The sequence below is a fragment of the Terriglobus sp. RCC_193 genome, from assembly GCF_041355105.1.
Taxonomy (GTDB): Bacteria; Acidobacteriota; Terriglobia; order Terriglobales; family Acidobacteriaceae; genus Terriglobus.
This window is the reverse complement of sequence record NZ_JBFUPK010000002.1, coordinates 1,400,361-1,412,445: the sequence shown is the minus strand read 5'-3', so window position 1 is coordinate 1,412,445 and position 12,085 is coordinate 1,400,361. Positions and strand designations below refer to the sequence as shown.

The following is a 12,085-nucleotide window of genomic DNA, read 5'->3' as shown; positions in this document are numbered from 1 at the left end:
CCGAATACTGCAAATATTTATTTCGCTTACAGATCAAATTTGTAAGTCGATGGCAACGGACCAAAACTTTAAACATCGTTCCGGTGCAATTACGCCATTTCTTGAAAGTAGCTGACGCAGCGGTCTTTGTGCAGAAAAATTGCGATCTGAGATTCGTTTTTCTCCACTCGGTTTGTTTATGGGAAACGAACAACTCGCACGGATATGATCGTTACCATGACAAAGACAGCCATCTCCGCTTCCGGCGCACCTGCAGCCATAGGCCCATACTCACAGGCGATTCGCTCAGGCGATCTCCTCTTCGCCTCCGGACAGGTTGGCTTTGACCCCGTCACCGGCCTGGTCGTTGAGGGCGGTATGCTTGCCCAGACTGAACGTGTACTCGCAAACATTGAAGCTGTACTTACGGCTTCCGGGCTTGGCTTTGCCGACGTCGTCAAAACCACCGTCTTCCTGAAAAACATGGATGACTTCGCCACCATGAATGCAGCCTATGCAAAGCGTTTCGCGCCAGAGGGTGCCACCCCGCCGGCTCGCTCCACCATTGAAGTGGCGCGCCTGCCCAAAGACGCGCTCGTGGAAATCGAAATCATCGCACGATTCCCCGCAAACTAGCACTTTCCCGGGCCGTCTCACCATGGTTCGTGAGCACCCCGGAAAGCGTCTAATACAACGGGAGAAGAACCTCATGATAGAAAATCTGAAAGCTGATGCCACCGTTCCCCACGGTCCTCGCGTACAGAAGACGGAAGAGGAATGGCGGCAGCTCCTGACTCCGGAACAGTTCCACGTTCTGCGTGAAAAGGGTACGGAACGCGCCTTCACCGGCGTGCTTTATGACAATCACGAAGATGGCGTCTACCACTGTGGCGCCTGCGACGCTCCACTCTTCAAGAGCGACACAAAATTCGACAGCGGCTCCGGCTGGCCCAGCTTCTTTGAGCCGGTTTCGCCGGACGCCATCGAGGCCATTGAAGACGACAGCCACGGTATGCGTCGTGTGGAAGTCGTCTGCGCCAACTGCGGATCGCACCTGGGACACGTCTTCCCCGACGGCCCAAACCCCACAGGCCTGCGTTACTGCATCAACTCCGCATCGCTGAACTTCGACGCAGACCCGAGTTAACGCGTCACAATCACAAAAGGAAAAGGCCGGCTTCCGCCGGCCCTTTTCTTTTCTGCAATCACGGACAACGATGCTCCTTCAATCGCACGATGTGGTTCCGATCGTGCCCTGCAATCATCTCCAGCAATTCCGACAGCGGAAACGTGCCACGCTCCGGATGCGTCAACAGGTTCCCAAGCTCGCCGGGCGCGACCGTATTCAATACCGCCAGGTTCCATTCGCGCAGCGTAAAAAACGTTCGCAGACTCAACTCCGCCGAATACATCGCATAGCGCTCGGCCCAAACATCCTGATCGAACGGCGCCACTGCCGCGCCCGGCTTTTCCAGCGTGTGTCGTATACGCCACGCCCACACCAACTCGCAGTCCGCCAGATGTGCCAGAATCTCGCGCACACTCCATTTGCCCGGCGCAGTCGGCGCATCCATCTGCTCCGTTGTCATGCCGCCAAGCAGCGATTGCAGCTCCGCGGGCGTGGACTTCATGATCTCTACCGCATCGCGGCCATCCAGGTAACTCGCATAGGGGTTCATGCGAACACTGTATCGCGCGTTAAGGTAATTGAGGTGACCGAAGTTCAATCCAAAGCCACATCAAACGACCGCCGCGCCCTCTGGCAGATCTTCACCGCTGCCTTCATCGTGCGCGTGCTGTACATCCTGCTGGCCCACACCTTCAAAGTGCGCCCCAGCGACGACCACTTTGAATTTGGCTGGGAGATGGGCCGCATCGGCCGCGCCCTCGCCACCGGCCACGGCTACGCCGATCCCTTCACCGGTCACACAGGCCCCACGGCATGGGTTCCACCCGGCTACACGCTGCTGGTCGGCGGCGTCTTCCGCATCTTCGGTGTCTATTCGAAACTCTCCGCCTTCGTTCTGCTCACGTTCAACTCCCTGCTCTCCGCGCTCACCGCTGTCTTCTGCTATGAGATCGGCCTGCGATGCTTCAACCGCCGCGTCGCCCTGTGGAGCGGCTGGCTCTGGGCGCTCTACCCTGCCGCCATGCAATACGCCGTTCGCTGGATCTGGGAGATGACCACCACCACCTGCATCTTCACCGCGCTGTTCGTCCTCACACTGCGCATGCGCGGCGTCGGCGACCAGAAACAATACGAACAGACATGGCAACAGTGGGCGGCATTCGGCCTGCTCTGGGGCGTACTCGCTATGGTCAATCCATCACCGCTCATCATGCTGCCGGTGATGGCGCTCTACATCCTGGCCGCGCCCTTCTTCTCATCCACAATACTCAAAGTGCGAATCGGCAAAGCAACCCTCGCTGCCGTGCTCTTCCTCGCCGTTATCGCCCCCTGGACTGCACGCAACTACGCCGTCTTCCACCGCTTCATCCCCTTGCGTGACAACTTCGGCGCGGAAAACTACGAAGGCAACTCCGACTGGTCCACCGGCTTCCCCTGGGGCCGCACCGTACCGCTGGAAAACCATCAGATCCTCGCTGAATACGCACGCATGGGCGAACCCGCATGGGCCGCCGACCGCGCCGCAAAAGCCAACGCATGGATCAAGGCGCACCCCGGCCGCTTCGCGAAACTCAGCATGAAACGCGCATGGATGTACTGGATGGGCGTACCCAAAAGCGTAGAAGAAGCAGGCATCCTCGAATACCTCCGCCTGATGAGCTTCCAGTTCCTCTCACTCTGCGGCATCCTCGGTGCGGCGCTCGCAGTGCGGCGCAGGAAACCCGCCGCATGGGTCTTCCTCTCAGCATTCCTCCTGCTCCCACTGCCCTACTACCTGGTCACTGTACAGGCCCGCTTCCGCCACACACTGGAGCCGCTCATCTGCATCCTCGGCGTCTACCTCTTCCAAAGCGCAACCCACCGCAAGACCGTTGCATAACTCTTCAACAAATCCAGCGAAGCTCGTACGGTTGAAGACCGTCATCCTGAGCGAAACGAAGTGAAGCCAAAGGACCTGCTTTCTTCTCAGCCTTCTACAACGCATCGGCAGCCCAAACGAATCAGCAGCCACGAAACCGGGTGCCCCAGGTTCGCGAAGCTAACCTGGGTATCGCACATAAGTGCGATCAAACGAACGAAGTTCGTCTCCGCTCACAAGCACCATACGAAGTACCTACTTCGCCAGCTCTTCCTTCACAATCGAACTCACCAGCTTGTTATCCACGTGCAAACCATCCGCCATGATGCGTTGCTGCACCACGCGCATCGCAGGCCCCATATCCTTCGGCCCCGGCTTCACGCCATCATTCGCCATGGTGTGCAGCGCACCCTGCACCACCGCGCGAATCTCCTCTTCGCTGGCGGTCTGCGGCATGTATGCCTCCAGCATCTTGATCTCGTCCAGTTCCTTCTGCGCCAGTTCCGGACGATTTCCCTTCGCAAACTGCTCCGCAGCGTCCTTCCGCTGCTTCACCATGGTCTGCAACACGACCAGCTCTTCGGATTCCGTCAACGCGCTGCGCTTATCGATCTCCTTGCTCTTCAACGCGGACTTCACCATGCGCAGCGTCTCCGTGCGAAAGCTGTCCCTCGCCTTCATCGCTTCAATGATGTCTTTGCCGATCTTCTCTCCGATAGCCATCGCTCAAACCTTCTTTCAACAAGAGTTTACTGCCGATCAGCAAAAGAAATCGCGGGCTGGCTGACTCTCTGAAGTCTGACTCGCTAAACTAGAAGCATGATCCGCAAAACACGCCTGTTCACGCCCGGTCCGACGCCCCTGCTTCCCGCTGCACAGTTTGCCATGGCAGCCGCGGACATCCACCACCGCACGCCCGAGTTCCGCGCCCTGTATTCGCGCGTCCTCGCCCAGTTGAAGGACTTCGTCGGCACCAAGAACGACGTCATCATCCTCTCCTCGTCCGGCACCGGCGCCATGGAAGCGTCCGTCTCCAACCTGACCTCGCCCGGCGACCGCGTCCTGGTCCTCACCGCAGGCAAGTTCGGCGAGCGCTGGACGGCTCTTGCCAAGGCCTTCGGCTGCTCCGTCGACGTCATCAGCAAGCCCTACGGCCAGACCTTCGACCTGAACGAAGTCAAGGAAGCCCTCAAGCTGGAGACCCGCGCCGTCTTCATGCAGGCCAGCGAAACCTCCACCGGCACCAGCCACGACGTGGAAGGCGTTGCCAAACTTCTGAAGGAAGCCAACAGCGAAGCTCTGCTCATCGTCGATGCCATCACCGGCCTTGGCACCACGCCGCTCGACATGGACGCATGGGGAGTCGACGTACTCGTCGGCGGATCGCAGAAGGCCGTCATGATCCCCCCGGGTCTCAGCTATCTCGCCGTCAGCGAACGCGCATGGGAGCGCATGGAAGGCACGTACAATCCGCGCTACTACTTCGACCTCCGCAAGGAGCGCAAGAACGCAAAGAACGGCGAAAGCGCCTACACCCCCGCTGTCGCTCTCATCGCCGCACTCGGAGCCGCGCTGGACTACATCGCAGGTCAGGCAGACGGCGATCTCGCCGCAGGCCGCGCCAAGCTGGTCGACAACGCACAGGTCATCGCCAAGATGACGCGTGAAGCCTGCGTCGCCCTCGGCTTCAAGCTCTTCTCCACCTCGCCATCGCCCGCCGCCACCGCGGTACTGGCGCCGGAAGGAGTGGATTCGGGCGTCATCGTGAAGGCCCTGAAGACACGCTTCGGAGCCATCATCACCAACGGCCAGGGCGAAATGAAGGGCCAGCTCTTCCGCATCGCCCACCTCGGCTTCTTTGACTTCCTGGACACCATGGCGCTGCTCGCAGCACTGGAGCAGGTCGCAGTCACTGACCTGAAGCTGCCCAACGTCCAGTTCGGCACCGCGCTCATCCCGGCACAAAAGGTCTTCGCCGAAGCTGCGAAATAACCCACTCAGGAAAGACACAAGAGCCCAGCGAAAGCTGGGCTCTTGTGTTTCTCCTGTATCTCTCTTGGAAGGGTCATTCTGAGCGAAGCGAAGAATCCCGACGAGTTTTCCTGGACAACAACCCCTCCCGCTTTCTCGTACGAAGCTCCGAAGTGCCAAACGCCCAGTCCTCAACAGCCCGGTCTGTCTCCGCCATACTCTGCTTCGGTCCAACAGAAGGCCATCCCCAGGTCGCAGCAAGGTCTTTGAACTCCGGATTCATCGTCCGAATCAAATCGAGCTTCTTCTGACGCGTCTTCCCTTTTAGAGATTTCTCGCGATCAATCGCACTACGGATATCGTCGAACAACTCGTAATACAACAACCGGTGACAGCCGTATCGCGTGGTGAACTGCGATCCTTCACCGCGCTTATGTTCGAGGACTCGCTTCGACAGGTCACTTGTCACACCAATGTAAAGTGTTCCCGAATCACTCCCCAGAATGTAGACGAAGCCCTGCGGCATGAACTCTCCGGCAAAAAGCAATCAACAGCATTGAAAGGATAGGCCTCGTCGGGATTCTTCGCTTTGCTCAGAATGACAACCAACGCAACACACAAGAATCCACTAATGCTTCTCCTGCAAAGCCTCCGCCGAATCCGCCTTCACATCAAACAAACGGCAACCCTCCGTGATCTGGTGAAAGCGATAGCTCGGATGCATAAACAACCCCACACGCGCATCGCCCGAACCCCAAACCTCCTGCACCAGCCAAACACCATCATTGCGCGGAGCCGTAATAATGTGCAGCAGAAAACCCTTATGAATATTGGCCAGAAGCCCGCCTGCCAGTTTCACATCGCGCACGCCATGCACATTCGTATCCTGCACATGCCCTGTGGCTTCGTCCACGGCAATGGTGCCTTCCATCGCCTGCACAGCCTTCTCGATCATGCCGCTGGCCTTCGCCTGTGGGTTGCCCACGCCATCAAACAGAATCGTAGGCCGACCGTTAATCATCACGCGCCGTTCGTTCGTTAGCTTAATTAATTTGACAATCTGTGCCTGCGAAATTCCCATCTCATTGGGCTTCCCCGCCTCTGCATCCGCAATCTGTTTCTTGACCTTGTCGATCTCTTTCTTTGCGTCATGTTCGCTCAGCGGTTTGCCGTTATGCGTGACCGTCTGCGTAATCTGCCGCTGCTTCACAAAGAAGATTTCGCGCTCATCCGCATCCACCTTTTTTTGATTACCCTTGCCATCCAGCTCAATCGTCTCCGTGCGAATGCGGCACAGGTAACGCTCGCGTTGCGCCTCGGTGGCTTTGTTCACCTCCAGCGCCCGCATGCGCAGACTCTCCATATCAGGCAGCGGCTTGTTCGTCTGGGAGGGAGCGGCCATCGCCGCCAGAAATGCCAGGGGAAGGACTTTACGCATGGAAATCATCATCGCATCCGTAAGACGTCCCGGAATGAAAATGGAACTGCGAAATCAATCCGCGCGTACCCTGTCACTAGAAGGACAACTTTCCGTGGGCACCAGCGTCCATTGGAATGGTTGCGGTGACGGACGCCAGCGTCCGGCCCGGAAAGGCAGCAATGACACAGCAGGAAGAGCAACTCCTCAACGGCCTCATCGAACGTGTGAACTCTACCCAGCTTCAAACCAAGGACACCGACGCGGAACGCCTGCTCCAGACGCGTTTCAGCCAGAATCCCGACGCGCTCTACATCCTCTGCCAGACGGTGCTGGTGCAGCAGTTCGCCATGGAGAAATCACAGACGGACCTGCAGGCCGCGCGCGAGGAAATCGAGCGCCTCAGGCAATCCGGCAGCGGCGAAAAGCACGGCAGCTTCCTCGGCAACCTCTTTGGCCTCAACAAAGAAGAACCCCAGCAGGCACCGCCGCCCGCGCAATACAACAACCCCACAGGCACCAGCGCAGGCAACGCCAGCTACGCCCCCGTACGTAACGCTCCGCCGGCCTACACACAGCCCACGGGCTACTACCCGCCGCAGCCGGGCTATCCCCCACCACCGCCGCAGGCATACCCCGGCTATCCGCTACAGGGTGGCTATTACGCCGGTGGATACCCCGCGCCCCCTATGGGCGGAGGCATGTTCGGTGGTGGTGGCGGCTTCCTTCAGGGAGCCATGCAGACCGCCGCTGGCGTCGTCGCAGGCGAGATGGCCTTCCGCGCCCTGGAAGACGTCTTCTCCAGCGGCCATGAACGCGGCTTCACCGGCGGCGAAACCGTAAACAACTACTACGACAACGCCGGCGACCGCGACACAGGCGGCGGCTTCGGCGACCGTCTCGCCCAGGCCGACGGCTACGGCAGCAACATCTCCTCCGACATCGAAGACCGTCGCGGCGAATCCCAGGGCTTCTTCGACAGCGGCGACAACAGCGGCTCCGACGCCTTCGCGGACGACTCCAGCAACTTCGATGACAGCAGCAGCGACTTCAGCGGAAACGACGACAACGGCTTCTAACCATCAACGCAACGGGTGCACCAGGTTCGCCTAATGAACCTGGGCATCGCGCGGCTTTTCGAGAACGTTACACGCCGGGTGCCCCACGTCTCGATTCTGAGACGTGGGCCATCGCGCAGCATTTCGAGAACCGTACGAAGTACCGCGATCCAACGCACACAAGTGCATCCCCCAGCGAAGCTCAAACGGTCGAAGACCGTCATCCTGAGCAAAACGAAGTGAAGTCGACCGTCATCCAGCGAAGCTCATACGATTCGAAGAATCGTCATCCTGAGCGAAACGAAGTGAAGCCGAAGGACCTGCATTCCCTCAACCCTCTACAACGCACCAGGAAACCCCAACAAACCACCAACCAAAGAACCGGGTGCCCCAGGTTCGCGAAGCTAACCTGGGCCGAGCAGCAAAGCTGCTCCATTCACGCGAAAGCGTGAACCAGTGAAGCTCCCACCGGGCAAAGACAGTCATTCTGAGCGCAGCGAAGAATCCCGACGAACCCTCATCCTGCCAAGACCCCACAAGCTTCCAGCCACCAAACCCAAACCAGCTTCGCAAGGCGAAGCCCAAACGACCGAAGGTCGTCCCCTCTCGGAACGAGCAGAGTGAAAGCCTATCGTAAGGCCCCATCAAAAACCCGTAAGGGTAACATTAAGTATGACCTTCCTCGGGGCAAACGCGGCCTTCGGACTGCTTGCCGCAGCCCTGTGGGGTGGTGGCGACTTCGCCGGCTCCATCGCCGTCCGTCGCGTGGGCAGCACCGTCCGCGGAGCCCTGCTGGTCGTTTTCATCGGCCATCTTCTCAGCCTCACCGTCGTCGCCACCCTGGCCGCCCTCCACGGCGATCCCTTCCCCACCGGCGCCGCCCTGTGGTGGGGCATCGGCGGAGGCGTCATCGCAGCCGTCTCGCTGGTGGCCTTTTACATCGCACTCTCGACCGGACACATGGGCTCAGCAGCCGCCGTCAGCGGACTCCTCTGCGCCATCGTCCCCGCCGTCGTCTCCGCCTTCCTCGACGGCGCACCCGGCCTGCTCCGCCTCATCGGCTTCCTGCTCGCCGGAACGGCCATCTGGATGATCGCCTCATCCAACGACCCCACGCACACCGCCTCACAACAGGCAATGGCGCTTTCCATCCTCGGCGGCATCGGCTTCGGCATGTACTTCGTAGCTCTGAAATTCGCAGGGCAATCCGGCGTCCTGTGGGGCATGGCCTCAGCCCGTATCGGCTCGTCCACCACCGCCCTGGCCATATTGCTCCTGCTTCTGCTGTTGCCGTTCCGCGAAAAAGGCCGTCCCGATCCACGCCACGCAAAGACACTGCTCTACATACTCGGAGGCTCGCTCCTGGACACCGGTGGCAATCTCAGCTACCTGACCGCCACCCGCATGGGACGCCTCGACGTCGCCGCGGTACTGGCCTCCATCTATCCCGCCGGAACCATCCTGCTCGCAGCCTGGCTATTGCACGAAAAAGCCTCTCGCCGCCAACGCCTTGGCATGCTCCTCGCCTTACCCGCAGTAGCCCTCATCACCCTGTAGTTCCGACGAACATTCGTCCGCAGAACGTCTGACGTCAGATCACTCCGTACTCTTCCAGCAGCCTGCCGACGATCGTTTTCTCGACATACTTTTTCGCGAAGAAAGGAATCGATAACTTCTCGCGATCGCGAAGGAAGGCTGTCGATTTAATCAGTTCGCGCACATCGTAGATCGAACCAAACACCTCGGGCACGCCGCGATCGATATTCAACAACTGGTACACCGCTTCCATGCCCGTGCGTACCGAATACTCCGTGGTAAAGATGCAGTCACGCGTCGACTCCGCAAACTGTCCGATGAAGGCAAAGTTCTTCACGCCATCCGGCACCACCTTCGGGCGATCGGTGCCATTCCGTGTCAGGAAAAAAGCCGTGATGAACGGCATCATGCAGGGCCGGGTAATCGCACCATCTGCAGCCATCTGGTCAATCTCATCCACCGGCACGCCAAGGTGAAAGAGCCACTCCTTCGTGATCTCCTCGCCGGTACAGTCGCGCATCGGCTTCTTCACGTAATCGCCTGGCCGGTCTGTGAACAACGCATAGAACCACACCACCGTCTGGTCTTCCGGTTGTTTCGCGAAGTGCGGTTGCCGATTCACCGTCCAGCTCAGTAGCCACGACGAATCGCGCACACTCACAATCCCGCCCGTAACCACCTTGCCCGAGCGTGTCGGTCGCTTCGCGATCTTCTCAATGTAAGCCGGAATCCGTTGATCCAGTGTCGTGATCGAGGCCGATGCCCACTGCGACTCCTCAGGCCGCATGCAGAACTTATCCGGCCTGCCAAACGACGGATCCTGCGCAGCAATGTTGCGCCACAGATGCCAGCTTCCTCCATCGTGCACAATGGGATCGAACTTTGCCGCAGTGTGATGATCGCCCCACTCCGAGTTCTCAACAAGCGATCCATTCGTGACGAAGACAAGTTCATTCTCCGTCAGATCCACTCCGCCAACCTTACCCTCGCGAATCCATTCAATGCGCCGCGCCACTTTCTTCTCCGGCGCAATGTCAAACACAACATTCATCACCTGCGTGTCGAACTGCACCTTCACACCCTGCTTCTGCAGCCATGTGATCAGCGGCAGCACCAGCGATTCGTACTGGTTATATTTGGTGAACTTCAACACGCTGAAGTCGGGCAGCCCTTGAATGGCATGAATGAAGCGCTGCACATACAGCTTCATCTCCAGCGCACTATGCCACTCCTCAAACGCGAACATCGTGCGCCAGTACAGCCAGAAGTTCGACGCGAAGAAATCTTTGCTGAACACGTCGTTAATACGCTTCTCATACATCTGCTCCGGCAGCGCCAGCACCAGTTCGATAATCTCCTTGCGAGCTTTGCCCGTCAGGGTAAAGTCCATGCCGGTCCTGGCATCTTTCCCCTGCTCAACGGTTGCGCGCTCCAGCGAAAAATTTGGATCGTCCTTGTTGAGCCAGTAAAACTCATCCAGCACAGAAGCGCCTTCGATCTCCAGCGAAGGAATCGAGCGATAAAGATCCCACAGACACTCGAAATGCGCTTCCATCTCGCGGCCACCACGGATCAGCCATCCCGTCTGCGCATCGCCCGCACCATCCAGTGCACCACCACTCATCTTCGACGCTTCCAGAATCGTGATGCGCGCGCCATCCATCTGCCCATCGCGGATCAGAAATGCCGCAGCCGCCAGCGAAGACAGCCCGCCACCCACCAGGTATGCCGACTTTTCATCCACACCCGCAGGCTTCCGCGGACGAGCAAATGCCTCATAATTTCCCTTGCTGTAATACACAGAGAGTCTCCTTCGCAGTCAGTAGAAGCACTTATCTTCGCAGTCGGAGAAGCACTTATTCAGATGCAGCAGTTGCACCGCAATTCGATAGAACGCATACACGTCAATGCGGCAGCCTGTTAGATGCAAAGATCAGAAGCAGTTTCATGGTCGCGGTGTAAAAAAGAAATTCACTCTTGGCAAGCAGACATACGCTCAAAGACCATCCCCAGCGAATCTCCAACGGCCAAAGACCGTCACCCAGCGAAGCTCATACAGTCGCAGACCGTCATCCTGAACGAAGCGAAGCGGAGCTGAAGGACCTGCATTCCTCCACACCCTCTACAACGCATCAGGAAACCCAAAACCAACCACCAGCCAAAGAACCGGGTGCCCCCGGTTCGCGAAGCTAACCTGAGCAGAGCAGCAAAGCTGCTCCATTCGTGCGAAAGCGTGACCAGCAAGCTCCAACGGTCAAAGACTATCCCCAGCGAAGCTCAATGGTTGAAAGACTCCGAGCAAAGCTCATACGGTCGAAAGACCGTCATTCTGAGCGCAGCGAAGAATCCCGACGAACCCTCATCCTGCCAAAGCCCCCACAAGCCGCTTCCAGCCACCCACCAAACCAGCTTCGCAAAAGCGAAGCTCCAACGCGCAAAAGCGCGTCTTCTTTGAAGGGGCACAGCTTCAGCCGTGCCATAAAAACCCAAACCAAGAAAACCGCGCGGCCAAAAAGACAAACAGGAGTATGAAGCAAGCCCCGCGCGCCCACGGAACGACCATGGCTGGCACTACAGGCGTCGAGAACAGTACGAAGTACAGAAGTTCTGAATCGTTTCAGAATGCTGGTACGATTGCTGCGCTATGCGATTCGTTTCCACCGCGCTCCTGATCTTCCTTGCCGCTCCTCTTCTCCGTGCGCAGGGTCGCGGCGGTGACGACGACCACAAACCCGTGAACGACACCGCGACCATCCATTACACCTGCGCCGTCGACGGCACACAGGTCGTCTCCGACAGTGATTCCGGCCAGCACTACACAGACACATCGCCCAAGGTGAAGTACATCCTGCCCATTGAAGGCGCACGCGCACGTGGCGAATGGAACGAGGTGGAGCGCCTCGCACAGCTCTCCATCGTGGCCGCTCCCAAGTGCTACACACCCTACTTCAACCACGCACAGTACCTCATGCACCAGTGCAGGTTGCCCGAGGCAAAGACCGCTCTGGAAGTGTTCCTCCAAAAGGCGGAACACGCGCCGGGATATGAGCAGTACGTGATCGTGGCCAGGAACGCGATGGAGACGCTCGACAGCGGACGCGACCCAACCGGCTGCACGGCGCCGCCGAAGTAGGCGG

Annotated in this window: 12 protein-coding genes; 7 read left to right on the top strand and 5 right to left on the bottom strand. The window is 58.7% G+C overall.

Annotated features, from left to right (window positions below; all coding sequences use genetic code 11):
- The first annotated feature begins 216 nt into the window (after nt 1-216).
- On the top strand, nt 217-615 hold the full coding sequence (locus tag AB6729_RS14675) for a Rid family detoxifying hydrolase (RefSeq protein ID WP_371082375.1): 399 nt from the start codon (nt 217-219) through the stop codon (nt 613-615).
- 73 nt (nt 616-688) lie between these two features.
- Nucleotides 689-1,126 carry a peptide-methionine (R)-S-oxide reductase MsrB gene (msrB, locus tag AB6729_RS14670; RefSeq protein WP_371082374.1) on the top strand — a complete coding sequence of 146 codons (438 nt, stop codon included), beginning with the start codon at nt 689-691 and terminating at the stop codon, nt 1,124-1,126.
- Between the two features lie 58 nt (nt 1,127-1,184).
- Here msrB and AB6729_RS14665 read toward each other — a convergent pair whose 3' ends face one another.
- Complete coding sequence (locus AB6729_RS14665) at nt 1,185-1,658, bottom strand: DinB family protein (RefSeq protein WP_371082373.1); 474 nt, start codon at nt 1,656-1,658, stop codon at nt 1,185-1,187.
- 33 nt (nt 1,659-1,691) lie between these two features.
- Between AB6729_RS14665 and AB6729_RS14660 the strand changes: the two genes are divergently transcribed.
- Nucleotides 1,692-2,987: an ArnT family glycosyltransferase gene (locus tag AB6729_RS14660; protein ID WP_371082372.1), complete on the top strand. Its 1,296-nt coding sequence runs from the start codon at nt 1,692-1,694 to the stop codon at nt 2,985-2,987.
- Nucleotides 2,988-3,221: 234 nt separating this feature from the next.
- Here AB6729_RS14660 and AB6729_RS14655 read toward each other — a convergent pair whose 3' ends face one another.
- On the bottom strand, nt 3,222-3,689 hold the full coding sequence (locus tag AB6729_RS14655) for a GatB/YqeY domain-containing protein (RefSeq protein WP_371082371.1): 468 nt from the start codon (nt 3,687-3,689) through the stop codon (nt 3,222-3,224).
- A 96-nt stretch (nt 3,690-3,785) separates the two neighbouring features.
- On the opposite strand from AB6729_RS14655, the gene AB6729_RS14650 reads away from it, so the two are divergent.
- The gene (locus AB6729_RS14650) at nt 3,786-4,958 is read left to right on the top strand and encodes an alanine--glyoxylate aminotransferase family protein (RefSeq protein ID WP_371082370.1); all 1,173 of its coding nucleotides are present in this window, start codon (nt 3,786-3,788) and stop codon (nt 4,956-4,958) included.
- A 73-nt stretch (nt 4,959-5,031) separates the two neighbouring features.
- Here the strand turns inward: AB6729_RS14650 and AB6729_RS14645 are convergent, their stop codons facing one another.
- Both AB6729_RS14645 and AB6729_RS14640 read right to left on the bottom strand, forming a co-directional pair.
- A complete protein-coding gene (locus AB6729_RS14645; protein WP_371082369.1) occupies nt 5,032-5,463 on the bottom strand; it encodes a GIY-YIG nuclease family protein in 432 nt (143 codons plus the stop codon).
- A 102-nt stretch (nt 5,464-5,565) separates the two neighbouring features.
- Entirely contained in the window at nt 5,566-6,375 is an 810-nt protein-coding gene (locus AB6729_RS14640) for a hypothetical protein (protein ID WP_371082368.1), read from the bottom strand.
- A 161-nt stretch (nt 6,376-6,536) separates the two neighbouring features.
- Between AB6729_RS14640 and AB6729_RS14635 the strand changes: the two genes are divergently transcribed.
- A complete protein-coding gene (locus AB6729_RS14635; protein ID WP_371082367.1) occupies nt 6,537-7,433 on the top strand; it encodes a DUF2076 domain-containing protein in 897 nt (298 codons plus the stop codon).
- A 651-nt stretch (nt 7,434-8,084) separates the two neighbouring features.
- Nucleotides 8,085-8,969 (top strand): EamA family transporter, encoded by an 885-nt coding sequence (locus AB6729_RS14630; RefSeq protein ID WP_371082366.1) that lies wholly within the window; start codon nt 8,085-8,087, stop codon nt 8,967-8,969.
- Nucleotides 8,970-9,003: 34 nt separating this feature from the next.
- Here the strand turns inward: AB6729_RS14630 and AB6729_RS14625 are convergent, their stop codons facing one another.
- Nucleotides 9,004-10,749 (bottom strand): oleate hydratase, encoded by a 1,746-nt coding sequence (locus AB6729_RS14625; RefSeq protein WP_371082365.1) that lies wholly within the window; start codon nt 10,747-10,749, stop codon nt 9,004-9,006.
- Nucleotides 10,750-11,592: 843 nt separating this feature from the next.
- Between AB6729_RS14625 and AB6729_RS14620 the strand changes: the two genes are divergently transcribed.
- Complete coding sequence (locus AB6729_RS14620; RefSeq protein ID WP_371082364.1) at nt 11,593-12,081, top strand: hypothetical protein; 489 nt, start codon at nt 11,593-11,595, stop codon at nt 12,079-12,081.
- Nucleotides 12,082-12,085: the final 4 nt, after the last annotated feature.